Below are 24,331 nucleotides of genomic sequence, written 5' to 3' on the forward strand. Positions count from 1 at the left end.
GCCTCCGAATCTAGCTGGTCTTCTGTTGGACATAGTATTGCTGGCCGATGGAGAGCACGTTGTTGACGAGCCAGTACAAAACCAGTCCGGACGAAAAGTTAATGAAGATAAAGGTGAAAACCACGGGCATGAGCATCATCATCTTCGCTTGGGTGGGGTCACCCGGAGGAGGGGACATTTTTTGTTGAAGCAGCATGGTTGCGCCCATGATGATTGTCAGTACCGGAATTCCGTAAGGCGGTTCCATAAAAGGAATGGCGAACCCGAAATCAAACAGCCGGTCCGGCGCTGACAGGTCGTTTATCCAAAAAACAAATGGCGCGTGTCTCAATTCAATGGCCTGGTACAACATTCGATAAAGCGCAAAAAAAACAGGTATCTGAAGAACCATGGGCAGGCACCCACCCATGGGATTGACTTTGTAGGTCCGATACAGCGCCATCAACTCCTGATTCATTTTCTGTTTGTCATTTTTATGTTTTTCTCGGAGTTCGGTCATCAATGGTTGCAGTTTTTTCATCTCACTCATTGATTTGTAACTTTTTGAGCCCAGCGGCCATAGAATGATTTTGGTGAAAAGGGTCAAAAGGATAATTGCAATTCCATAGTTTGGAATGACGCTGTAAATTTTGTTCATGAACCACAAACAGGGTTTGGCAATAACGTTAAAAAAACCAAAATTCAGGGCCTTGCCAAGATCGTGACCCAGACTGTCTAACAACTCCATACTTTTAGGACCCATAAATAAAAAGAATCGAAATTCTTTTTGGGCACCTGAAGGAAGCTCAAATTGGGGATTGATCAGTTGACTGACAATCAGGTTGTCGGTCAGGGTCAGCTTCATACTTCCGCTGGTCTGACTGTCCGGAATGATGCTGGAAAGGAAATATTGATCTTCGATTCCGATCCATTTAATCAAGCCTTTGTATTCGTCTCGATCTTCGACTTTTTTAATCTTGACCTGTTCCAATTTGTCGTCAATTAATCCGCTGGGGCCAACGAAACCATAACCCTTGTCTTCTTCAACCGGTTTTCTGACAGATAAAACCAGTTGATCTTTGATTAACCCTGCTGAGGAATTTTTAATTAGTATGTCCAAGTCGATGAGATAGGATTCAGGATCGAACGTATAAGTCTTAGTCAGGGCAATACCTTCGTTGTTTACCCAGCTAAAAACAAGGGATTTTTTTTCGCTGGTCACGACCAGCCTGTCATCGGATTGGTCGATCGAAAAAACCGCGTCATCCAGTCCGGTTACGGATTGTCCTAACAAGGATGTTCGAAAAACCCCATTTTTAAGTTCTTTGGGAATCAGCTCCTTGTTGGGAGAATCCCTATCAACGGTTTCACGATAATTTTTGAGCACATAGCTGGTAAAGGCCGCACCTCTGGTTGAAATCTGAACCGTGTAAAATGGCGTTTCCACGACAATTTCCCGTGCTGGATTCTCGTTGGCCTGGGCCGTTAGCATCGAGTCAGCCGGCCCCTGTTTAAGAATATCCGTTTTAGGCAGCGCTTCATCTTTTGGAACCTGGTTGTCCGTGGTTGTGCTTTTGTTTTGAACCGTTTGCGGATCATCGATAACGGGCTGCCGGTCAGCGAAAAACATGCTCCAGACAAATAACACCAGAAAGGACAAACCAATGGCCAGCAGCAGTCGGACTTGTTCCATGTTGTTCTCCTTGACGCCTGGGAGCGTCAACAGTCACGAAAAATACGTTGATGGTTGTTTTGAACGTGGTAAAAGTTTCTCGGAAAGCGGTCTCGGCAGGCGTAGCACTAAGCGGATCGTATTTTCGAATGGGTTTTAGCGATTACGGAACCGGATCAAAACCGCCCGGGTTGAACGGATGGCACCGCAAAATTCTTTTGATCGCGAGCAGACCTCCCCTTAAACACCCATATTTTTTTATCGCCTGATGCGCATATTCTGAACAGGACGGCACAAACCGGCATGCGGGTCCTAAAAGGGGAGAAATCAATAATTGATAAAACTTGATCAGCACCAGCGCCGGTTTCTTCATCTTACCGCAATTCGGGCTTTTCGGGAAACCTCCTCAAAAGAATGTCCGAGGCGTTCCCTGATTACAGCTGCCGTCGCTCTTCCGGACGAATGCCTGGCAATAACGTTAATATCAAGCCTGGCCTGAAAAAATCCTCTGTTCAATCGAAAATATTCGCGAACAAGTCGCTTGATCCTGTTCCTCTTTACAGCCTTCCCGACTTTTTTAGAAACGGTGATTCCAAGGCGTGATCTTGAGGTTTTATTGTCGCGGGAGATGAAGATAAAATATTCACTGTAATAACGGGCTCCAGATTTAGACAACTCCCTGTATTCTGACGATTTTCTTATGCGATCAGCCTTGGTGAAGTTAAAGGGTGTCACCGATATGGACGCGCTTTCCATGGCACTGAATGATTCCTTCGACACCGATCATTTGATAAAACCGCTTTATCCTCAACCCCGCTAGGCGGCCAATCTTTTTCTGCCTTTTGCTCGACGTCGGTTGATGACGCGCCGACCTGCCTTGGTTGACATTCTTTTCCTGAATCCATGGGTTCGAGCCCGCTTGATTCGACTGGGTTGATAAGTCCGTTTCATTGCTATTTTCCCTCTTTCCTATTGGGTATTCCAATGTATATCCGTATCCGACAGTTGAATCGGGTATCTTAACCACATGAAAACCATGCTGTCAAGCCGCAAATATGCGCCATGTCGAATCAGGTGTGGGGGGCTTCCCGTCCATGGTCATATCCATCCCCCTAAAGACGGGCCGCAGCTGTTTAATCATGCACAGATTCAATTATTTCGAAGGCTTCCATATGATAGTGGCTATCGGGGTAGATAACAATCTGTTTTCCTATGGTCTTTTCCAGACCAGGGATCAAACGGTTTTCTTCACCATGAAGAAACTCGGCGACTTCCGGATTAACCCGAAGGGTTAGCCGGGAACCGGTCATATCGACAGCATACCTCAATATTTCGCGGTAAATTGAATAGCAGATCGTCTTTATTGAAATTATATATCCTTCACCATCACAATACGGGCAAGGATCACACAAAAGGCGGGTAAGCGGCTTACGGGTCCTTTTGCGTGTCATTTGGATAAGCCCCATGTCGGAAATAGGAAGGATATGGGTCTTGCTCCTGTCTCTGGTAAAGGCTTCATTAAGGGCGGAAAAAACTTTTTCCTGGTTTGATTTTTTTTCCATATCGATGAAATCAATGATGATGATGCCCCCGATATCACGCAGCCGGATTTGGTAGGCTATCTCTTTGACCGCCTCTAAATTGGTTTTTAAAATGGTTTCTTCGAGGTTATACTTTCCCACGTACCGTCCGGTATTGACATCAATGGCCACAAGGGCCTCGGTGTGTTCGATGACAATGTAGCCCCCTGATTTAAGCCAAACTTTTCGCTTTAACGCCCTGGATATATCGCCTTCCAGATTATAAGCATCGAAAATCGGCTCCTTGCCCTCAAACAGTTCCACAGATTCTTTCAGGGAGGGATTGAATGTCTCGAGAAAGGCCAGCACCGCCTCGTAATCCTTTCTCGAATCGATCACGAGTTTTTCAGCCTCCTGAATCAGCAGATCTCTGACCGCCCGAAGACTTAAGTTCAACTCCTGGTGCAGCAGCGAGGGTGTACCTGCAGTGTGATATTTTTTTTGAATATTGCACCACAGATTCTTTAAAAACCCCATTTCGTAGGCTACTTTTTCTTTTTGGACACCCTCTGCCGCCGTACGCACAATATAGCCCATGGCACTGTTGGTGGTAAGTTCGGAAACAATGTCCTTAAGCCGTTGACGCTCCACTTCATCCTCAATCCGTCGCGAAATACCAATGTGCGCAGAGGTTGGCATCAACACCAAAAAGCGACCGGGTAGGGAAATATTAGAAGTTATCCTGGCGCCTTTTGTTCCGATGGGGCTTTTCGAGACCTGGACAAGAATCTCCTGCCCTTCTGTGATCAGATCTTCGATGTTATCTTTTTCGACTTTTGGAATAAAAATCGTTTGACGATCGTCCTCGCAACATTCATCTTCCTCAGCATCATTGCAGCTGAAATAGTCTTCTATGTCTGAATAATTATCTTTGACAACATCATCCACGTAAATAAACGCGGCCTGATTCAAACCGATGTCCACAAACGCCGCCTGCATGCCGGGCAGAACCCGTTGAACCCGCCCCTTGTAAATATTGCCGGTGTTATCTCGGCTCCCTTTCCTTTCAATAAAAAGTTCTGCGATAGTTTCGTCTTCCACAAGCGCAACCCGTGTTTCATGGTCGGCCACGTTGATAATAATTTTTTTATACATCATCATTCTTTTGTTTGCTGATTTTCGCAGTTAGAATTTGCAGATCGCTCAAATGGAAAACCGTTTTGAGGATTTGCGCAGGTCTCACGCTCAGGTATTTGTCGGCTCCCAGCGTCATCGAGGCAACATTACAATCGACCAGCTGGATGCGCGACACCGCTTTTTTTAAATCAATGGTAACCGTTTTACCCTTCTTGTTCTTTCGTTCAATATTTACGTAATGTTGCCCGAGAAACCAATCTAAATCCTTTTGCTGGAAATAGCCATCCTTTAGTTCCACCCGATAGCAATTCAACGCGGGTTGCCCCTGGGAAACCGGTTTAATGTAGGGGGAACATCTGGAAATAGTCAGACCACTTGGCAGCAGTTTGCTCAACAGCGATACCACTTCCACCGAGTCGATGGCCTGGGTCAGTGTAACCAGTATCTGCTCATTTTCACTTTCCATCCCCATGGGCAGCGTGTCCCCAAACGAAACTTTGGGCATGGGATGAAAACCCATGGAATATTTCAATGGAATTTTTGCCCGCCTTAAACTCCGGGTAAAAATTTTGGTCATCTCCAGGTGACCTAAAAATCGGGCATTACCTGTTTTTGCAAAGTTGAGAACGTATTTCAGGTTCTCGTCCGGCGCCACACCCTCACCAACGGGAGCATGCGCAGGCAAAAGATCGTTGCGCTCCTTGAATGTGATCGGTTTGAGCGACTCAAAGTCACACACACCGCAACCACTGCAGCAACCGTTCCGGCAATCAGCGGTCAGCTTGGCTGCCAACGCCTTGTCCCTTTCTTTCACCAGGAAGGACCGCTCAACACCGATATCAATATGATCCCATGGCAGCGGCGCGTTGGTATCGGAATACCCGCGAAGATATACCTCCGGATTTATCCCGGTTTGTTTAAAAACAGCCACCCATCGGTCGAAGTTAAAAAAATCGGTCCACCCGTCAAAACGGCAGCCATTTTTCCAGGCGTTCAACAGTACTTCGTTCAGCCTTCGATCACCCCGGGCCCAGACCCCTTCTACCATACTGACTTTGGGGTCCTGCCACTTAACCTGTACGCTTGGCAGTTTAAGCCGGTCTTTCAACCAGTTGATTTTTTCCAGGGCCGCTTCGTAACCAATCTGTGGTTCCCACTGAAACGGTGTGTGGGGTTTGGGGACAAAGGTGGCGACGCTGACGGTTATTCTTCCATTTTTTCCTTTTCTTACTGCGATGGTTTTCAGTTTTTCGACCAGAGAAACAATGGCTTCGATATCCGCCTGTGTTTCCGTAGGAAGCCCAATCATAAAATAAAGTTTGATCACCTTCCATCCAAGCGAAAAGGCATTTTCAACCGTCTCGAAGATATCCGCCTCGGTGATGTTTTTGTTGATTACATCCCTCAGTCGCTGGCTTCCGGCTTCCGGAGCAATCGTGAATCCTGTTTTCCGGACAGTTCGGATCAGTTCCATCAGTTCGGGAGAAAGAGATCCGGCTCGCAAGGATGGCAGCGATACAGCCACCCGGTCTTGTCGGCCAAACTCCATAATCCTTTTCATCAAGGGAGCGATACAGGAATAGTCTCCCGTACTCAACGAAAGCAATGAAATATCTTCATAACCGGTCGCGTGCAAGGATTGACTCACCGAGGACAACACGGCAGACGGCGTGCGCTCCCGGACGGGACGATAAATCATCCCGGCCTGGCAGAACCGGCAACCCCGGGTACAGCCCCTGGCTATTTCCATGCGCAGACGATCATGAACCGGCTTGCCGAAAGGAACAATCGGTTTCAGTGGAAATGGGGCGTCGTTAAGATCCGAAACAACTGTTCTTTTTACAGATCGGTGCTCAACTGATTTGGGTATCAATCGCTGACTTCCAGCTGCATTGTAGGACACCTCAAACAATGCGGGAATGTAAACACCTTTTATCTTTGCCCAACGCCGGAGCAGCGTGTCTCGTTTGCGGTTTCCCGACTGACGCCACGTTTTCCATGCATCGGTCAATTGCAGGATAACCGCTTCTCCATCCCCCACCACAATGGCATCGAAAAAAAGAGCCACCGGCTCAGGATTGCACGTACAGGGCCCTCCGGCGATAACAAATGGATCTTCAACCGAGCGTTGATCGGCGTGCAAGGCTATGCCGCCAAGGTCGAGCATGTTGATCACGTTGGTGTAGTTCAACTCGTATAACAGACTGAAACCAATGATATCGAATTTTCCAAGCGGTGTTTCCGATTCCAAAGAACTTAATCGGACAGCGTTTTTCCTGAGTTGGGCCTCCATATCCGCGGCTGGCGCAAAAACCCGTTCGGCCAGTATATCGTCCTGGGCGTTAAGCATCGCGTATAGTATCTGTATGCCGAAATGGGATGTGGCGATTTCATAAAGGTCCGGGAACGCTAAAGCGACATGCAGGTAAGCCCCCTCCCACGATTTTTTGATGCAGTTTGCCTCGCAGCCCAAATAGCGACTGGGCATCTGTACCAATGGCAGGAGATCTTGAATGGTTGTTTGGCTCATGTTATATTTCTGCTCGTTTTGCATATAAAAAGGGTTGAGATGGCAAAGAAATCCATACAAAGCAACAGAAAAAACCATTTTATATGGTTGCTTGCAGGACCGCTGCTTATCTGTTTTGCCACCTGGCACAATGGTTTTTGCTCCGTAGCGTCTCGCGAAAACAGGGTTGTCAAGGCGGTTCGAATGGTCAGTCCCGCAGTGGTCAACATAAGTTCGCAATATGAAATCCGCAAGAATTCCAATCCTTTTTCGCCTTATGGCATGGATCCATTGCTGGAAAAATTTTTCAATGATTTTTTTTCCCCCGAATTAGAGCGACGGGAAAAACGAACCAGTTTGGGTTCCGGGGTCATCATCGACGGCTCCCGTGGATTGGTGTTAACCAACACCCATGTCATTGATAAAGCCGCGACAATAAGCGTTGCCTTAAATGATAATCGCGAGTTTCAGGCCGCCATTGTGGGGATGGATCCTGATTCTGATCTTGCCGTTCTCAGAATAAAGTCGGATCAGCCGTTGCCGGCAATTCAAATGGGCAATTCAGATGAAATCATGATCGGAGAATCGGTAATTGCCATTGGAAATCCCTTTGGTTTTTCACACACCGTCACCACCGGTGTGATCAGTGCAGTCAACCGAAGCATAAAAACCGCAGATCGTATCTTCCACGAGTTCATTCAAACCGATGCATCCATCAACCCTGGAAACAGCGGCGGCCCCCTGATTAACATCAACGGCGAGTTGATCGGCATCAATACGGCCATCTTTGCACAAGCCCAGGGAATCGGCTTTGCCATTCCCATAAACCGGGCTAAACGCATCATAACAGACCTGATCAACTATGGTGAGGTGGTCCAAGCATGGGTCGGTATGACGGTTCAATCTCTCGATGCCGTTCTGGCTGACTACCTCAAGATAAAAAACACTTCGGGCGTCATTGTCACCAAAGTGGCGCCGGGAAGCCCGGCAATGGCTTCCGGTATTAGTGAAGGGGATATTATTATTTCCATAAATGGCGTGAAGATTTCCGATATTTCCACGTATCAGTTGAAGGTTAATGCAATTTCGGCTGGTCAAACCCTTTCCCTTGACATCAACAGAAAGGGAAAGACCTCCACCATCGACCTAAAAACTACGATTTTTCCTCTTGATCGGGCGCAGGAACTGGCCAAGCAACGCCTCGGAATCGAGGTTTCCAACCTGGATGAACAAACACGGGCCAAATATGGCCTGCATACCCACGACGGGGTGTTGATCATAAAAATGCGCCGGGGTTCCCAATTGGACCGTATCGGGGTAAGGCCGGGTGATATTGTTCGCCAAATCGATGAAGCGCGAGTGGACAATCTGGAAGATTTTAAGGCGGCCATGGTTAAATACCGCAACAAACCAACGGTTGTTTTTCTCATTCAGCGCAATGATCAGCTTTACTATATCAACATCGTCATGAAGGATAATGAATAATGCAGCGACACAGGATTGCCGCCTTGTTAATGGCAGAAAAACCAATTGAAAATATTATAATAAAAGGATGGGTTCGAACAAAAAGGGACGCTAAAAAATTTTCATTTATCGAAGTCAATGACGGCTCTTGCCTAAAAAATGTTCAAATCGTCGTCGATGAAACCGTCCCTGGATACAGCGAAATAAAAAAAATTACCACCGGTTCGGCCCTGACCGTAAAAGGTAGTATGATCCCATCCCAAGGCATCGGACAGAAATGGGAGCTTCAGGCCGCCCATGTGGAAATTATCAGCCTCGCTCCGGAAAATTTCCCTTTACAGAAAAAACGTCATACCGATGAATATCTGCGAACCATTGCCCATCTCCGACCGAGAACCAACAAGTATGGCTCCATTTTCAGAATTCGATCCGAACTCTCCTGGGCGGTCCACCAGTTTTTCAGAGAACGGGGTTTCCGCTACATTCACACCCCGGTAATTACCGGATCAGATTGTGAAGGTGCCGGTGAACTCTTTCGTGTGACAACCCTCAATCCGCCCATACCAATGAAATCAAAACAAAAAATAGATTATTCCAAAGATTTTTTCGGGACGGAATCCAATCTTACCGTATCCGGGCAGCTCTCAGCTGAAATGTTTGCCCTTTCTCTTGGGGATGTCTACACGTTTGGACCCACCTTCCGCGCTGAAAACTCAAATACCAGCCGGCATGTGGCTGAATTCTGGATGATTGAACCAGAAATGGCTTTTTGCGACCTGGCCGGCAATATGGATATGGGTGAACAGTTTATCAAACATCTTGTTAGATTTGCCATGGACAATTGTGCTGAAGATTTGGATCTGTTTGCTCGATTCGTCGATAAAAATTTAACGAAAACACTTGAAAATATAATTTATTCTGATTTCGAACGGATTCCCTACTTTGCGGCGGTCGAAATTTTGTTGCGTTCAAAAGAAACCTTTGCATTCGAATTGGTCCCGGGGGCGGATCTTCAATCCGAACATGAACGCTATTTGACCGAAAAATATTTTCGAAAGCCATTAATAATTTATGATTATCCCAAGACGATCAAACCCTTTTACATGCGCCTGAACGAGGATGAGGATACCGTGGCCGCCATGGACATTCTCGTGCCTAGAATCGGGGAATTGGTCGGTGGCAGCCAACGTGAGGAAAGATTAGATGTTCTGGAAAAGAGAATGGCAGCAGCCGGACTTTCCAAAGAGAGTTACTGGTGGTATCTGGACTCAAGGCGTTTTGGTACAGTTCCCCACAGTGGATTTGGACTGGGTTTCGAGCGGTTGTTGATGTTGATTACCGGGGTTTCCAACATCAGGGATGTCATCCCCTTTCCAAGAACCCCGGGAAATATTGATTTTTAATTTTATTTCGTTTTTTAAACAAATCGAATCACTGCCTGGAGATTTGATAATCAACCTTATCCACTTTCAGGCTTGCTTCAAACAACGCAGCTTAGCCAATTCTTCAGCATAGCCATACAGATGAAGGCCCTTGCTTTCAACGATCATTTCACCATCCTTGACGCCGATTTCACCTGCCATATATTCTTTCAGGTTTTGAATACCCGCCAGGTTTGCCGGCATCCCCCCCCATAAATCCCAAGAGCGAAAATAAACCATGAAGTGAAGGGTGTCCGCTTGTATCCGCGTATCAATCGATCTTAAGCAGGGCGGATCGAGAAGGGTCACATCGGATGGATGCGCCACCTGGAGTACCATCTGGTTGTTTCGATATCCAAAGCGTTTGTACGTATCGATAACCCATTCAATCTGATTCAGATAAAGCGTTCCATCCTCCTCAAAAATTATTTTTCCGTCAACCTCCCTTAAATCAACGATATCCTTATTCTTTTCCTTCCACCAGCGCAACTTTTCACCAAAGATGGGCACACGGGTCATCCTTTCACCGTAGGTATAGGATTCCCCTGGTTGTTTGTGCCCAGTCATCAGATATTCGATATACGACCGATTGTATCCTTCTCCTCCAAAAATGTAGGCCTCTTCTACCGGGTTGGGAATACCGCAGGAGGGTGGAATATCCGGAATAAGGGGAATCGTTCCAGGATATTGAACATGCCCGCAAAAATAATCGTATTCAAGGCGTGTCTGTCCTGCGTACGAACCACGGTCTATCTGGAACCGGCGACCTTCATCGAGAATATCGTGTACTGCCTGAAACCACAAATCTGGTATATCCCTGGCGTTTATGAAATGAATTTTCATAGAAATACCTGTTTGCCCCTACCAAAGGGCGTTCAGATTGGTAACAAAATTATACCAATTTTTACAGCCGCTTATAAAAATAAGAATTGACAATCCAAAATAATTATGAAAGTTGTGGGTTGCTCTTTGATGCAGATAACCTGACCTGAAGCGCTTTCTAAATTCGAAACGTTATTCCACCAGTTGGTACGAATTCTGATTCCCAAATTGATTTTGATATTTGCCATTTAAAAGAGCACACCCATGTAAGAACCCCTGATTTTCCTTCCGGAACTCCAGGGGTTCTTTTTTATATATCTAACATACTTACTTCCAGTGCATTATTTTGAATAAATTCCCTTCTTGGTTCAACTTCATCACCCATCAGTATCGTGAATATCTCATCAGATTCAACTGCATCTTCCACCGTCACTTTAAGCAGATTACGCTTATCAGGATGCATGGTGGTTTGCCACAACTGTTCTGGATTCATTTCACCAAGACCTTTATACCGCTGAATATTTATACCCTTCTTACCATCTTCGATCAAAAATTGGAGAAGCCTCCGCTTATCTTCCATAACCACCGGTTTTTCATCGCGATCGTTGGTTATCACTTCAAATGGAGGAATATCATCCTTTTCTAATTTTTTATTTAGCATCAGGCATTTTTGATAATCAGAGGAATATATCAAATTTCTCCCAATAGTTACAGTCTGCTGGTAGCTATTCAGATCCGTTGATCTGACAACCAATTCGAATATTTCATCATCATCATTCCAGGATAATTCTTCTTTAACATACCCTTTTAACACTATTTTTTTCATTAAAGCAGACATATTTTCCCTATCTTGAAGAAAAAATTTATCCTGCACATCCGCTTTTATCAGTTCATCTACAACCAGCGGATCGAAACCACGCATTTCTAACTTTGCCATAGCAGATGAATAATCACTCAAATCACACAAAAAAATAAAAAGATGATGATTTTCTATAATATTCCCGGTTTTAATGTTTTTTATCTGCTTTCGTTCACAAATTTTTTTCAAAATAAATTCACTTAGTTCGCTTTCATCTTTCATATATGATTCGTTTTTACCTTTGCCTATTTTAAAAAGCGGCGGTTGGGCGATATACAGATATCCTTTATCAATCAGTTCCGGCATTTGGCGGTAAAAAAAGGTAAGCAACAGCGTACGAATATGGGATCCATCCACATCAGCATCGGTCATGATGATGATTTTGTGATATCTTATCTTTTCTATGTTATATTCCTCTTTGCCCACACCCGTACCCAGAGCAGTAATTATATTTTTAATTTCTTCGCTGCGAAGTATTTTGTCAAAGCGTGCTTTTTCCACATTCAATATTTTACCTTTCAAAGGCAAAATAGCTTGAAATTTTCTATCCCTTCCCTGTTTGGCGGATCCACCGGCTGAATCGCCTTCAACCAAAAAAAGTTCCCGTTGCGCCGGATCGGCTATCTGACACTCTGCCAGTTTTCCTGGAAGTGTTGAATCAATCAAGGCCCCCTTATTTCTAGCCAGATCCCGCGCCCGTTTTGCGGCATCTCTAGCCCGGGCGGCATCAACAGCCTTTTCAATAATTTTTCTTGAAACAGAGGGATTTTCCTCCATAAAAGCACTTAGCTTTTCATTGACAAGGGACTCTACCAATCCTTTAACTTCACTGTTGCCAAGTTTGGTTTTGGTCTGTCCTTCAAACTGAGGCGATTTTATTTTTACGCTTATTATGGCCGTCAAACCTTCACGAACATCATCACCGGTTATTTTAGCAGAAAGATTTTTAGGTAGATGCCCGTTTACAGCATATTGATTGATACATCGTGTCAACCCAGCCTTGAAACCTATCAGGTGAAAACCACCTTCCACTGTATTTATATTATTCGCAAAAGAAAAAATATTTTCTTTATAGGTGCCATTATACTGAATCGCTACTTCTATATTGACGTCATTTCGATATCCTTCAATAAAAACAGGCTCATGAAGTGCAGTATGTCGTTTATTCAGGTATTCAACAAATGATACTATTCCTCCCTCATAACAATAGGTTTCATTTTTATCGAAGCGCTCATCTTCTATAATTATATTGACACCCTTGTTTAGAAAAGCCAATTCTCTTAAACGACGAGTCAAAATATCATAATTGAATTCGGTAATATTAAAAATTTTATCGTCGGGAACGAAATGTATTCGGGTTCCTCTTTTATTGGTATCACCGATCACTTTCAATTCGCATGTTTTGATGCCGCGTTCATAGGTTTGGTAGTATGTTTTTCCCTTTGAAAAGACCTCTACTTCCAAAAATTTGGACAACGCATTGACCACACTGACCCCTACCCCATGGAGGCCGCCAGACACCTTGTAACTGTCGTTATCGAATTTTCCGCCCGCATGCAATTTGGTCAGCACCACTTCCAGTGCCGGAACATTTTCGGTACGGTGAATATCAACCGGTATACCTCTTCCATTATCTTCAACACTGATACTGTTATCCGTATGAATAATTACTCGAATATTATCGCAATATCCGGCCATGGCTTCATCGATACTGTTATCCACCACCTCATAAACAAGATGATGCAGTCCGGCAACATCCACGTTTCCAATATACATGGATGGCCTTAGCCGAACCGGTTCAAGTCCCTCTAATACATCTATGCTGCTTGCATCGTAAATTTCACTCATTTTTTTATATTCTCATCGGCATGATAACGCCTATAAATGTTTTATCATTATTCCCTTCAATGACACAGGGATGACTGCCATCAACGATGTTTAAAATAACATTTTCCTCATCAATAACACTCAGGGCGTCCAAAAAAAATTTAGGGTTGAATGCAGCCTCGATGGGCTCTCCATAAAACTCAATTTCTGTTTCTTCTTTTGATTCTCCGTAATCAGGATTGGTAGCGGTTACGACCAGTTTATTTTCATTGAACGTAAAAACAGCGCCTTTGTAGTTGTCTGTTGCTAAAATAGACATCCTTTTGAGCATTTTTCCAAATTTAATTTTATTCAAACTGATGAGGTGATCATTTCCTTTTTTCAAGATATCTTCGTATTTGGGAAATTCTCCCTCCAACATACGAATTATAATTGTTTCCATTTCCTTTTTAACTATAAAATTATTATCTTTTATTCCAACCTGAACCGGACCTTCAATGTCTAAAAATTTGGCTACCTCATTCAATCCCTTTTTGGGCACCAATACGCCTTCATTTAATATAACAGATTGATCTATTGGAAATAAATAGTCCGCCGCATTCAACCGACTTCCATCGGTTGAGACGAACTTCAGCCGACAACCATCCTCTTCCTGAATACGCTCTATTAAAACACCATTGATGTGCGCCCTTTTTTCATCACCCGCAGCGGATATGATTGTGGTCCTCTCAATCATCTTTTCAAGAATAGAAGCGTCAATGGGAAAAAAAATTACATCAGTTATATGGGGGGTTTCCGGGAAATCTTCTGCATTCATACCTACAATGTGGTATTGCACCTTATCCTGACCTATTTCTATCCATCTGTTTTCAATTTCATGGATAAGTACATCTTCAGATGGAAATTCTCTCATTATTTCAAACAGTTTTTTTGAACTTACCGCCACAGTTCCCTCTTCGGCAACAGCAGCAGGGTAAAATCCTTCAAATCCGGTTTCCAGGTCCGTTGCCGTGAGATGAATTCCTCCGGCTTCAACACGAATCAAAATATTTTCGGTAATTGAAAGGTTGCTTCTACGTCCGGTCAATCCTTGGACCTTTGCCAGCACATTAACAATTTGGAATTTGTTGATGCTGAATTTCATAATATAATTCCTTTTAATTAATTGTTATAATAGTAGGAGCTGACAAAAAGTTGATAATCTGTTAACTAATTTAAATTATAAAATAAAAACAATGTTTTTGGTGTTTATAAATGGGCTGTCTCCTTTACAAAACAGGCGACCATTATTGCATATAAAAAAAATGTTGATAATTTAAAAATTATGGACAAATTCAAAAATTATTATGTTTATAAAATTGGTTGTTTAGGTCTGAATCCATTTTTTCATTTGTGGAAGAACTATGTCAGTCCATTCATCAGTTATTCTTAATTTCAAAAAATTATTAAAAAGGTTGTTTGTTAAAGTCAATGCCTTTTCATAAAGGTAAGCCTTTTCAAGTACTATGCCTTCAATATCATCCTTGGTTTTAACTGGTCCTGTTTCAGGGACTTTCAGACCTGAAAAACCAAGACTTTCACCTTTCAACGAAAATTTCCACTCGTGATTTTCGGTTTTACAGGAAACATTCATTTCAACTACCACAGCACCTTTTCGAAGAGACAAAAGCCCTTCTTCCAGCCCGGCATCATCACCTTTAATAATAATAATTTCCGTTGCATCATTAATGATGTTTTCAAGAACAATCCGATTTCCCAGATAAATGGAAGTGATGCTATCATCAACGGTTTTCAAAAAAAATTGGTTGGTGTCAATGGTAAACCACAACCAGGTTAAAAATTCATTTCCAATAAATTTATATCGGTTATATGCAACAGCGATATCCAACATAGGTGATCAATTACTCCATAAATCGAGTTGGGGTGAGTAGCGCGAGGGCAGTTTTTTGTTTATCGGACAAAGGCGACGTCAAGTTGGCCATGGTATAGGGGAATAAGCGGATCAATTTCAATTTAAAAGTTCGGGTGAAAAGAGTTTCCAATTCTTCATTGGCACTCTTCAGATTTGAAAAAAACCAGAGTGTGTTTGATTCGTAGTTCCAAATAAGATCATAAATATTTGGAGTTGCTGGAATTCTCAAATTTAGAAGGTGAATAATGTGATCTTTAATTTCCTTTTTTTCAGTTTTACTTAAAAATTCACGTCCACTGGTTTTCAATCGTTTGTTCATTTCCAGACTGTAGTGTTTTTGAACGACCTTGGCGGGGATGGATTTTTTGTCAATGCGCAATGAAAAAACAAAATGAGGACCAATCAAAAAAAGGCCTTTATCAAAATCGATGTTGAATGGATCGTTGAAGCAGGTCCATCCGACGGCCTTGTCCGAAGACGCGTTATCAATTTCCTCAACTGATTGTTTTTTCAAGCCTTGGGCGACAGATTTCAGGACAGGATCCTGGATTTTTCCTTCGACATGATATTGCGTGATGGATACTGAAGATGATAAAATACCCATTTATAATTCCTGTGAACAGAATGTATTATAATTATTTAATAAAACAAGTACATATAGATGTTTTTATATTTTTTTGCAAGCTATTTTTAATTCAGGCCCGGATCGATTAACTATTAAGAATCTCATGAAATTGGATTTTTTTATAAAAAATGATTCCTATTATTGGCGACCTGCATATCCATTCAAAATATTCACGCGCAACAGCCTGCACCCTTGATCTTGAACATCTGTATATATGGGCTCAGCAAAAAGGGATCAATGTGGTTGGTACCGGAGATTTCACTCACCCTGAATGGTTTAGCGAAATCAATGAAAAACTGGAACCGGCGGAGCCGGGTCTTTATCGGCTGAAAAAGGACATTGCCAATTGGTGTGATGAAGTGATTCCTTTATCCTGCAGGGCTCCCGTACGATTTATGCTCAGCTGCGAGATCAGCAATATTTACAATAAAAAAGGCCGCACCAGAAAAAATCACAATCTTGTTTATTTTTCAGATGTTGAAAGTGTCCGCCGCTTCAACAAACGCTTGGGTGTCATAGGAAATCTTCATTCGGATGGAAGGCCCATACTAGGACTCGATGCCCGGGATTTACTCGAGATTGTGCTTGAAACGTCCGAGAACGGTTACCTCGTCCCAGCCCATATTTGGACACCCTGGTTTTCTATGCTGGGATCAAAATCTGGGTTCGATTCAATTAAAGAGTGCTTCGAGGATCTGACAGTCCATGTTTTTGCGGCAGAAACCGGTCTTTCGTCTGATCCAGCAATGAACTGGCGGGTGGCGGATTTGGACCGTATTACCCTGATTTCCAATTCTGACGCCCATTCGCCTTCCAAACTGGGTAGAGAAGCCAATCTGTTTAAAACAGAGCTCAATTATTTTGAAATGCGAGCGGCCATTGAAAACGGGGATAAATCCAAATTTGCAGGCACCTTTGAATATTACCCCGAGAAAGGAAAATATTATTACGACGGTCATCGCAACTGTTCGGTCCGCTTCACCCCAAAGGAGACCCAATCCCAATTGGGAATTTGTCCGGTATGCGGAAAAGCGGTGACAAAAGGAGTGCTTCACCGTGTGGAGGAGCTGGCCACCCGTCCTGAAGGCGCTAAATCAGATAATGCGATTCACTTTGACCGACTCATTCCGCTTGATGATTTACTGGCGCAAATTTTCAAGGTCGGGAACCAATCCAAAAAGGTTAAACACACCTACCGGACACTGTTGGAAAAATTGGGCAACGAGTTTAAGATTTTGAAGTATCTCCAAAGGGATCAGATAGAATCCGCCGGGGTACCGCTGCTTGGCGAAGCAATTTTTAAAATGAGGGAAAACCGGATTTTATTTTCACCGGGCTACGATGGAATTTTCGGAACGGCTAAAATTTTCTCTGACAAGGAGAGACTGACGGTCATGTAATTTAAAAGCAAAACTTCCTATGCGAATGTGGATAGGGAGCTTTTTTTGGACGATTCAGTGAAAACCCTTCGGTTCTGTTTCAATAAGGTTGTTTTGGATGGCGAAGCGCGACAGGTCTGCGTTGTTGCGCAAGTTTAATTTTTTTAGCAATCGGAATCTATATGTATCCACGGTTTTAATGCTGATGTGATAAGCCGATGCAATTTCCCTGTTTGTGTTACCCAGGGCGAGGCGTCTGAGCACCTGAAGCTCCCGGGTGGACAGGGAATCCATTGGGCTCTGGACCCGGCTTCCCCTGGCGACCCGCAGGGCCAGTGCTTCAGCTGCCTCGTCCGTCAAAAAAAGGGATCCGGAATGGACTTTGCGAATGGCGACGACCAATTGCTCTGGCGCACTTTGTTTGGTGATATATCCCATGGCCCCGGTTTCAATGGCGCGAATCACATACTGATGCTCTTCGTGCATGGTCAGCACCAGGATGGGAACCCGCGGACGCTCGCTTTTGAGCTGCGTGATCACTTCCAAACCGTCTAAAACGGGCATGGAAATGTCGATAACAGCCACATCTGGTTTTTCTCTACGAACTGCCAGCACGGCCTCTCGTCCATCTGATGCCTCGGCCACAACCTCGATATCTCCGCTCTCTTCAACGATTCGCCGGAGGCCGGCACGAACAATACTGTGGTCATCTGCTAAAAGTATCCTGATCATGGTGGTCAGCTTTCGGTTAAGGGTACCACAAAACAGAGCTGGGTTCCGCCCTCTGGTCTGGATTCGACAACAAAAAAGCCCCCCACCAGGTTGGCGCGCTCCCGCATGTTGGTCAGTCCCAAACCGTCGAACTCTCCCAGGGTATCCGGGTCGAAACCCTTGCCGTTATCCCTGATACAGAGAGTCATCTGGCCGGCGCCAAAAGACATGCCAATTCTTGTGCGTGTCGCAGATGCGTGCCGGGCCACATTTGTCAGCGCTTCCTGGGTGATGCGATATGCCGCCGTGGCGATATTGCCGCGAATTTCCGGACCGAGCTCATGTTCAAAAACACAGGTGATCCCATAGCGTTTTTCAAAATCAGTGGCATACCATTCAATCGCCTCCACCAACCCCAAATGGTCCAGAACGCCTGGTCGCAAGCGGATAGCCAAGCCGCGAACCTCTTCAATGGTTTTATCGATCAGTTCGCACATGGTCAACGCACGCGCCGAAGCGGTCGGGTCGGATTGGTGCACGCGGTTTTTGATCCAAACGGCTTCCATGCGAAGCGCGGTCAGCACCTGTCCCAGTTCATCGTGAAGCTCACGGGCCAGATAAGCACGTTCCCTTTCCTGACCGTGCATGATGCTGGCGGATAGGCGGCGCAACCGTTCCTGGGCCTTTTTCAAGGCTGTTATGTCCGTGGCGATACCGCATACACCCGTAACCCGTCCCTTGCTGTCATAAAGCGGAAATTTGCTGCTCAAATAGGTGGTTGCCTCACCGTTGATAATGATTGTTTCTTCCACCTGGAGCGACTGTTTTTGACGCAGTACCCGATCATCATTTTTAAAAAACTGTTCGGCGATCTCCGGGGCAAGAAAGTCTTGATCGGTTTTACCTCTAACATCGGTTGAACGGATGTTGAATAACTCTTCGAAGCGGGAATTTACCATGGTATATTTCCCGTCGCCATCCTTGATGTAGACGACGGCCGGCGTGTACTGTAGAATTCCGGAAATTTCGCGGGTGCGCATGTGCACCTGGCTTTCCAGATCCTTGGAATACTGACTCAGCGCTTCCTTGGCTTTTTGGAGCGCCCGTTCCGCCTTGTTGCGTTCCGTAACATCAATTGATACAGCCAGGGACCTGAACGTAAGGCCCTGCTCATCACGATCGGTTATTGCCGAAAGCTGAACCTCGACGACAGCCCCATTTTTTTTGATAAACTGATAGGGGACATTCTTGACAAAACCCTTTTTAAAAAAAGTGGGGATACTTGTTTCCTCTGCATATTTCCTCGAACGCGGAGAAAGATAGTCGGTTAGTTTTTTTCCAATGACCTCTTCGCGTTTATATCCCAGGGCTTCGGACCAGTAGTCGCTTATGCTGACCAGTATTCCGTTTTCATCGATGGAATGGAGCATTGCTGGTGTGCGGTGATAAAGGGAGCGGTAGCGTTCTTCACTTTTGCGCAGCGCCCGCTCAACGGAGCGGCGCCGGGAAATTTCATGACTGGCTTGGCGGTATAGGAAAAAAATAGACACCCCGAAAAGGAGACACAGGATAATGATAATCGGCCGGATGATCTTTAAAAGGGGTTCGGAAACCAACCTGGAAGCGGCTTCTATATCGTAAAGGTGGACAATCCGCCAGCCGGGGTAGTCGTCGATATCGAGATAGTGAAAAAGGTATGTTTTCCCGGAAGTATCGACAACTTCGTTGACCTCATTTTTTCGGATCCCCGTCCAATGCCAGGGTCCGTTGCCAAATTGTCGGGATTTCCGCAGATGGCGAATCTCTTCCGGCGTCAACTGCCACAGCAGTTGATAGAGCCATTCCGAGCGACTGGAAATAAAAATCACACCCTGGGGATTCACCACCAGTTGGATGCTGGTTTTTTCAACCGTCAGCTCTTTTTCGACAAAAAAAATAGAGGCCTTGATGACAGCGATGCCAAGCGGGGTGTCGGAATTTTGCTGATAGACCGGATAGCTGTAGTAGGCTCCCCGCCTTCGCGAGGTGGTGCCCAGGGCCAGGTAGCTGGCTGGAAGCCCCTGCATGGCATCCTGGAAGTAGGGGCGAAAAGAAAAATTCATGCCCACAAAGCTGTCCGGATCATTTCGGTTCGACGAGGCAATGGTGTTGCCACGGGTGTCCATCAGGTAGCAGACCTCAACGTCCAGGGTTTTTGTGAACAGATCCAGCAGTGCGTTGGCGGTTTTCAAGGTCTCTGCGTCCGTCCGGACAAGGACATCTACCAAGGCGGGCATTCCCGCCAAAACTCTTGCGGGTTTGATGTTTTCGGAAAAAAAGGCAGACAGGTTTTTTTTGGTAGTCTGCAGTCGGTCCAAGGCGTTGCGCTCCGCTTCCTGAAAGGCATATTCCCTCAGGGAGCGATAGTAGAGAAAACCGGCAGTACATGCGGAAAGAAAGGCCAGCAGGGAAAGAACCCGCAAGATCGATCGTAACTTCATCTTAACGCTCCGGCGGTCGATTTTTATCGGCGGAAGACAGGCTTTTGAAAAAGCGCACGGCAAGGCCGCGGGATTATTGATTAAGAATGTTTAAGCCGATGGGGTGACCACAGTTACATGTCGGATTTGAAAAAAGATTCGGCATCCACAATGGTATCCGGTGTTTTTGTATATTCGGTTGGAACAGTACCCTCTTTAAAACACTCGAAGCGTGTGTTTCGGGATTCGGGGATGGGCAGCAGGCCGGTTTTCGCGTCGATTTTTGCAAACACCACCCCCTCGGGAACCTGAAACATCTGTTCCGGGGTTCCATTTAAAATCGTCTGCATGAATCCCAGCCAAATGGGACTGGCGGTTCGTGACCCGGTCTCCCCTTTTCCCAGGGTTTCTCCGTTGTCGTATCCAACCCAGACGCCGGAGATAAACCGAGGGGTGTAACCCACAAACCATGCATCTTGAAGGTCGTTGGTCGTCCCGGTTTTGCCAGCAACCGGGCGGTTCAATGCCGCGACACGCTTGCCGGTTCCCTCTTTGACAACACTTTCCAACAGACTGGTCATGATGTAGGCGGTACTTTTATCGATCACCCGTTCCCTTGAGGGGTTCATTTCTTCAAGGATATTCCCGAAGCGGTCTTCAATTTTAGTGATGAAAGCCGGCTCTACCAGATAGCCCTGGTTGGCGAAAACGGCATAGGCATTGACCATTTCAAGAAGAGAGACACCGGAAGAACCCAAAGCCAGGGAGAGATCCCTGGCCAGTTCGGATTCAAGGCCCAATTTTCTGGCGTAATCGATGCAATAATCAATGCCGATTTCCTGCAGGATTTTAATGGTGACGACATTGCGTGATTGGGTGAGGGCTTCGCGAAACAAGGTCGGCCCGTAAAATTTTTGCCCATAGTTTTTGGGCTTCCAGGTAAAATCGTTGACAACGTCCTTGAAAACGATGGGCGAATCGATAATTTCCGTTGCTGCCGTAAAGCCCTTGTCCAGGGCAGCGGCATAGATGATCGGCTTGAATGCGGAACCTGGCTGGCGGCGCGACTGAATTGCCCGGTTGAACTGGCTCTCCGTGAAATCGCGCCCACCCACCATAACTTTCACCAGGCCGGTTTCAGCTTCGATGCACAACAACGCGCTTTGGGCGTCAGGGACCTGATCCAGGGAAAGCTCCCACAGCTCGGAGTCCGCCGGCTTCTTGACCAGGGTCACCAGAATTACGTTTCCACGGCTGAGTACCTGGCTCACTTTTTTAACCTTGGCCTGATAAAAAGCGAGTTCCGTATTGGGTTTGCGCGCCCAGCGGATGTCTTCGAGGGAAATCGTTCCCCGGGCGTCACCCATGCGAATAGTGGCCGTGCCGGCCGTGTCATTTACATCGATGACCACCCCTTTGGTCACGGTGCCTTCGGCCAGCGGAGATTCCATTATCGTGGACTGCAACTGGTCGCTGAAGCTTTCAATCGCCTCGGGATCCAGATGGGATTCCGGCCCCCTGTACCCCCGTCGGCGGTCCAGTTCACGGAGCCCTTTATCAATCTCCCGGCGGGCAGCCTTTTGCATTTCGATGTTCACTGCCGCATAAATTTTCAGGCCTTGGGTGTAGAGCGCCCTCTCGCCATATTTTTTTTCCACGTACCTCCGGATGTGCTCCGTGTATATGGGGACCTCTTCGATGTACCAGTTCCGGCGGGGTTTGATGTCCATCTTAACATCAATGGCTGCGGTCACCTCGGCATTATTAATGAATCCTTCGTCCAGCATCCGGTTCAGCACGTATATCTGACGCTGCTTGGCCCGCTCGGGAAAGCGGAAAGGAGAGTACCGGCTGGGGGCCTGGGGAAGCCCGGCCAAAATGGCACACTCCGCCAGATTCAGTTCACTGACTGATTTACCGAAATAGTTTTCCGACGCGGCTTCTACACCGTAGGCACCGTGGCCGAGATAAATCTGGTTCAGATACAGGTAAAGGATCTCTTCTTTGGAAAAGGACCGGTCGATCCGATAGGCCAGGATCGCCTCCTTGATTTTTCGCTCGTAACTGCGTTCGGGCGTGAGCAGGAAAGATTTGGTGACCTGCTGGGTGATCGTGCTGCCGCCCTGGACGATGGTCCCGGCCTCGAGGTTTTTTATAAATGCCCGAATAATGCTGAAAAAATCGATGCCCTGGTGCTTGTAGAATCGGGAATCCTCAGCGGCGATGAACGCCTGCTGAAGTTGAATGGGCATATTCGACAGGGGGACGACGATGCGCCGCTCCTTGTAAAATTCGGCAATTTTACGGTTGTCATCCGAATAGACGGTGGTGATGATAGACGGATGATAGTCCTTGAGTGATGTTATTTTTGGCAGATCATCGCTTAGATAGAAATAGATTCCCACCATGGCCGTGGCACCCATGAGCATCAAAACCAACGCGATGAACAGGGACCATTTGACGAGCCGCCCAAGGGTCCCACCCGTCTGTTGACGCGCCCGTTTTTTGAGAATCTGTGATGCACTTTTTTCTTTGGACATGGTAGACCGGTAACACCTGTTTGTGGCCCGGCATCCGGGCGACAGCCTGGTAACGGATGCAAAAACCTAGCGCCCTACCCGGACCCGGAAATATTAACCAAACTACCCTAACAAAGTAAAAGCTTTTTCGCAAGGTTATCCCGCAGTTGGGAAAAAAAGTGATTGACTCCCCCTGGTGATGCGGTTAGATAATCCAGGTTTACACCCGTTGTTTAAAAAGCGCGGGCAAGGGGAACCCCGGGTCTGAAAAAGGTTCCGACCCCATCACCCATGGAGCAATAACGAATGCTCGCATTGAATTTTAAAAAAATGGGCGGCCTGATACCGGCTATCGTTCAGGATTACAAAACCGGAGACGTGCTCATGCTGGCCTTCATGAACCAAGCGGCCTGGGAACAGACCCTTAAAACCGGACGCGCCACCTACTTTAGCCGGACCCGTGAGGTCTTGTGGGTCAAAGGGCTTACTTCCGGCCACATTCAGCGCGTTAAGGAAATCCGCGTGGACTGTGATAATGACACGGTGTTGCTGAAAGTGGAGCAGGTGGGGGGTGCAGCCTGCCACACGGGTTATGCCAGCTGCTTTTTCAAAAAGGTCGAAGATGGCACCCTGGTTCATGTCGGCCAACCGGTTTTTGATCCGAAGGAGGTTTACCAGTTATGATAACACCCTTGAAGCTGGGAATTCCAAAGGGCAGTCTGCAAAAGGCTACGTTTGCCCTGTTCAAACGGTCCGGTTGGAAGATCAACGTCAATGACCGCAGCTATTTCCCCGAGATCAACGACGACACCATCGAATGTACCATCTGCCGAGCCCAGGAAATGTCCCGCTATGTGGAAAACGGCACCCTGGATGCTGGCCTCACCGGTAAGGATTGGGTCGCTGAAACCGGCTCCGACGTCAAGGTGGTGGAAGATCTGATCTATTCCAAGGTCAGTGCCCGCCCTGCCCGTTGGGTTTTGGCGGTGCCCCACGATTCAGCCATCCAGACCCTGGAAGACCTTAAGGACAAGAAGATCGCCACGGAGCTGGTGGCCTTCACCAAGCGATATTTCCAAGCACGCGGCATAACCGTTAACGTTGAGTTTTCATGGGGTGCAACGGAGGCCAAAGTGGTCTCCGGGTTGGCCGACGCCGTGGTGGAGGTAACGGAAACCGGCAGTACCATCAAAGCCCATGGTTTGCGCATCATCCACGAGCTTATGCAGACCAACACCCAACTGATCGCCAATCACCAGGCCTGGGAGCTTGCCGCCAAGCGGGAAAAGATCGAACAGATCGCGCTGTTGCTCCAGGGTGCGTTGCTGGGAGAAAAGATGGTTGGAATCAAAATGAATGTGCCCCACGACAAACTGGCACAGGTGGTTGATCTGTTGCCCAGCCTCAATGCACCGACAATTGCTTCCTTGTATCAGTCCGATTGGTTTTCCGTGGAGACCGTGGTCGGCACAGGTGTCGTGCGGGAACTGATTCCCGAGCTGCTTAAAAAAGGGGC

The 24,331-nt window shown here is 46.3% G+C and carries 19 protein-coding genes; 5 read left to right on the forward strand and 14 right to left on the reverse strand.

From position 1 onward, the window contains the following. Positions 1-10: 10 nt before the first annotated feature. From yidC to R6V78_RS13165, 6 genes are all read right to left on the reverse strand, one after another. A complete protein-coding gene (gene yidC, locus R6V78_RS13140; RefSeq protein WP_410289820.1) occupies positions 11-1,672 on the reverse strand; it encodes a membrane protein insertase YidC in 1,662 nt (553 codons plus the stop codon). A 142-nt stretch (positions 1,673-1,814) separates the two neighbouring features. Further along, a complete protein-coding gene (gene yidD, locus R6V78_RS13145) occupies positions 1,815-2,024 on the reverse strand; it encodes a membrane protein insertion efficiency factor YidD (RefSeq protein WP_410289821.1) in 210 nt (69 codons plus the stop codon). After that, positions 2,021-2,407, reverse strand: coding sequence for a ribonuclease P protein component (gene rnpA / locus R6V78_RS13150; RefSeq protein WP_410289822.1), 387 nt, complete (start codon positions 2,405-2,407; stop codon positions 2,021-2,023). The genes yidD and rnpA overlap by 4 nt, the downstream gene beginning before the upstream one ends. 60 nt (positions 2,408-2,467) lie before the next feature. Next, the gene (rpmH, locus tag R6V78_RS13155; RefSeq protein ID WP_372682401.1) at positions 2,468-2,602 is read right to left on the reverse strand and encodes a 50S ribosomal protein L34; all 135 of its coding nucleotides are present in this window, start codon (positions 2,600-2,602) and stop codon (positions 2,468-2,470) included. Between the two features lie 182 nt (positions 2,603-2,784). Beyond that, positions 2,785-4,332: a ribonuclease E/G gene (locus tag R6V78_RS13160; protein WP_410289823.1), complete on the reverse strand. Its 1,548-nt coding sequence runs from the start codon at positions 4,330-4,332 to the stop codon at positions 2,785-2,787. After that, the gene (locus R6V78_RS13165) at positions 4,319-6,838 is read right to left on the reverse strand and encodes a TIGR03960 family B12-binding radical SAM protein (RefSeq protein WP_410289824.1); all 2,520 of its coding nucleotides are present in this window, start codon (positions 6,836-6,838) and stop codon (positions 4,319-4,321) included. Before R6V78_RS13165 ends, R6V78_RS13160 begins: the two co-directional genes overlap by 14 nt. On the opposite strand from R6V78_RS13165, the gene R6V78_RS13170 reads away from it, so the two are divergent. Together R6V78_RS13170 and asnS are read left to right on the forward strand one after the other, a co-directional pair. Then, positions 6,818-8,302: a Do family serine endopeptidase gene (locus R6V78_RS13170; RefSeq protein WP_410289825.1), complete on the forward strand. Its 1,485-nt coding sequence runs from the start codon at positions 6,818-6,820 to the stop codon at positions 8,300-8,302. The genes R6V78_RS13165 and R6V78_RS13170 overlap by 21 nt on opposite strands. After that, entirely contained in the window at positions 8,302-9,684 is a 1,383-nt protein-coding gene (asnS, locus tag R6V78_RS13175) for an asparagine--tRNA ligase (protein ID WP_410289826.1), read from the forward strand. The genes R6V78_RS13170 and asnS overlap by 1 nt, the downstream gene beginning before the upstream one ends. Positions 9,685-9,750: 66 nt before the next feature. On the opposite strand, the gene R6V78_RS13180 is transcribed toward asnS, so the two are convergent. The 5 genes from R6V78_RS13180 to rdgC all read right to left on the reverse strand — a co-directional run bounded on the left by R6V78_RS13180 (position 9,751) and on the right by rdgC (position 15,726). Continuing rightward, the gene (locus R6V78_RS13180; RefSeq protein WP_410289827.1) at positions 9,751-10,545 is read right to left on the reverse strand and encodes a thymidylate synthase; all 795 of its coding nucleotides are present in this window, start codon (positions 10,543-10,545) and stop codon (positions 9,751-9,753) included. A 289-nt stretch (positions 10,546-10,834) separates the two neighbouring features. Next, a complete protein-coding gene (gyrB, locus tag R6V78_RS13185; protein WP_410289828.1) occupies positions 10,835-13,231 on the reverse strand; it encodes a DNA topoisomerase (ATP-hydrolyzing) subunit B in 2,397 nt (798 codons plus the stop codon). A 4-nt stretch (positions 13,232-13,235) separates the two neighbouring features. Beyond that, positions 13,236-14,354 carry a DNA polymerase III subunit beta gene (gene dnaN / locus R6V78_RS13190; protein ID WP_410289829.1) on the reverse strand — a complete coding sequence of 373 codons (1,119 nt, stop codon included), beginning with the start codon at positions 14,352-14,354 and terminating at the stop codon, positions 13,236-13,238. 222 nt (positions 14,355-14,576) lie between these two features. Then, positions 14,577-15,101, reverse strand: a complete 525-nt coding sequence (locus tag R6V78_RS13195; protein WP_410289830.1) for a hypothetical protein — start codon at positions 15,099-15,101, stop codon at positions 14,577-14,579. 10 nt (positions 15,102-15,111) lie between these two features. Beyond that, the gene (gene rdgC, locus R6V78_RS13200; RefSeq protein ID WP_410289831.1) at positions 15,112-15,726 is read right to left on the reverse strand and encodes a recombination-associated protein RdgC; all 615 of its coding nucleotides are present in this window, start codon (positions 15,724-15,726) and stop codon (positions 15,112-15,114) included. Between the two features lie 149 nt (positions 15,727-15,875). On the opposite strand from rdgC, the gene R6V78_RS13205 reads away from it, so the two are divergent. Next, positions 15,876-17,147, forward strand: a complete 1,272-nt coding sequence (locus R6V78_RS13205) for an endonuclease Q family protein (protein WP_410289832.1) — start codon at positions 15,876-15,878, stop codon at positions 17,145-17,147. Positions 17,148-17,201: 54 nt separating this feature from the next. Here the strand turns inward: R6V78_RS13205 and R6V78_RS13210 are convergent, their stop codons facing one another. The 3 genes from R6V78_RS13210 to R6V78_RS13220 form a co-directional block, all read right to left on the reverse strand. Further along, entirely contained in the window at positions 17,202-17,858 is a 657-nt protein-coding gene (locus R6V78_RS13210; RefSeq protein WP_410289833.1) for a response regulator, read from the reverse strand. A 5-nt stretch (positions 17,859-17,863) separates the two neighbouring features. Then, complete coding sequence (locus R6V78_RS13215) at positions 17,864-20,317, reverse strand: PAS domain S-box protein (RefSeq protein WP_410289834.1); 2,454 nt, start codon at positions 20,315-20,317, stop codon at positions 17,864-17,866. 113 nt (positions 20,318-20,430) lie between these two features. Continuing rightward, positions 20,431-22,836 (reverse strand): penicillin-binding protein 1A, encoded by a 2,406-nt coding sequence (locus tag R6V78_RS13220; RefSeq protein WP_410289835.1) that lies wholly within the window; start codon positions 22,834-22,836, stop codon positions 20,431-20,433. A 285-nt stretch (positions 22,837-23,121) separates the two neighbouring features. Here R6V78_RS13220 and hisI point away from each other — a divergent pair, with 285 nt between their 5' ends. Then, on the forward strand, positions 23,122-23,499 hold the full coding sequence (gene hisI / locus R6V78_RS13225; RefSeq protein WP_410289836.1) for a phosphoribosyl-AMP cyclohydrolase: 378 nt from the start codon (positions 23,122-23,124) through the stop codon (positions 23,497-23,499). Next, positions 23,496-24,331, forward strand: an 836-nt coding sequence (gene hisG, locus R6V78_RS13230; protein WP_410289837.1) for an ATP phosphoribosyltransferase, incomplete at its 3' end; no start/stop codon positions are given. The genes hisI and hisG, both read left to right, overlap by 4 nt.

The sequence above is a fragment of the Desulfosarcina sp. genome (genome assembly GCF_046496365.1).
Taxonomy (GTDB): domain Bacteria; phylum Desulfobacterota; class Desulfobacteria; order Desulfobacterales; family Desulfosarcinaceae; genus Desulfosarcina.

What these genes read in the sequence shown, in the direction of transcription:
- yidC (WP_410289820.1), bottom strand. Translation starts at nt 1,672, where the DNA reads ATGGAACAAGTCCGACTGCTGCTGGCCATTGGTTTGTCCTTTCTGGTG.
- yidD (WP_410289821.1), bottom strand. Translation starts at nt 2,024, where the DNA reads ATGAAGAAACCGGCGCTGGTGCTGATCAAGTTTTATCAATTATTGATT.
- rnpA (WP_410289822.1), bottom strand. Translation starts at nt 2,407, where the DNA reads ATGGAAAGCGCGTCCATATCGGTGACACCCTTTAACTTCACCAAGGCT.
- rpmH (WP_372682401.1), bottom strand. Translation starts at nt 2,602, where the DNA reads ATGAAACGGACTTATCAACCCAGTCGAATCAAGCGGGCTCGAACCCAT.
- R6V78_RS13160 (WP_410289823.1), bottom strand. Translation starts at nt 4,332, where the DNA reads ATGATGATGTATAAAAAAATTATTATCAACGTGGCCGACCATGAAACA.
- R6V78_RS13165 (WP_410289824.1), bottom strand. Translation starts at nt 6,838, where the DNA reads ATGAGCCAAACAACCATTCAAGATCTCCTGCCATTGGTACAGATGCCC.
- asnS (WP_410289826.1), top strand. Translation starts at nt 8,302, where the DNA reads ATGCAGCGACACAGGATTGCCGCCTTGTTAATGGCAGAAAAACCAATT.
- R6V78_RS13180 (WP_410289827.1), bottom strand. Translation starts at nt 10,545, where the DNA reads ATGAAAATTCATTTCATAAACGCCAGGGATATACCAGATTTGTGGTTT.
- gyrB (WP_410289828.1), bottom strand. Translation starts at nt 13,231, where the DNA reads ATGAGTGAAATTTACGATGCAAGCAGCATAGATGTATTAGAGGGACTT.
- dnaN (WP_410289829.1), bottom strand. Translation starts at nt 14,354, where the DNA reads ATGAAATTCAGCATCAACAAATTCCAAATTGTTAATGTGCTGGCAAAG.
- R6V78_RS13195 (WP_410289830.1), bottom strand. Translation starts at nt 15,101, where the DNA reads ATGTTGGATATCGCTGTTGCATATAACCGATATAAATTTATTGGAAAT.
- rdgC (WP_410289831.1), bottom strand. Translation starts at nt 15,726, where the DNA reads ATGGGTATTTTATCATCTTCAGTATCCATCACGCAATATCATGTCGAA.
- R6V78_RS13205 (WP_410289832.1), top strand. Translation starts at nt 15,876, where the DNA reads ATGATTCCTATTATTGGCGACCTGCATATCCATTCAAAATATTCACGC.
- R6V78_RS13210 (WP_410289833.1), bottom strand. Translation starts at nt 17,858, where the DNA reads ATGATCAGGATACTTTTAGCAGATGACCACAGTATTGTTCGTGCCGGC.
- R6V78_RS13215 (WP_410289834.1), bottom strand. Translation starts at nt 20,317, where the DNA reads ATGAAGTTACGATCGATCTTGCGGGTTCTTTCCCTGCTGGCCTTTCTT.
- R6V78_RS13220 (WP_410289835.1), bottom strand. Translation starts at nt 22,836, where the DNA reads ATGTCCAAAGAAAAAAGTGCATCACAGATTCTCAAAAAACGGGCGCGT.
- hisI (WP_410289836.1), top strand. Translation starts at nt 23,122, where the DNA reads ATGCTCGCATTGAATTTTAAAAAAATGGGCGGCCTGATACCGGCTATC.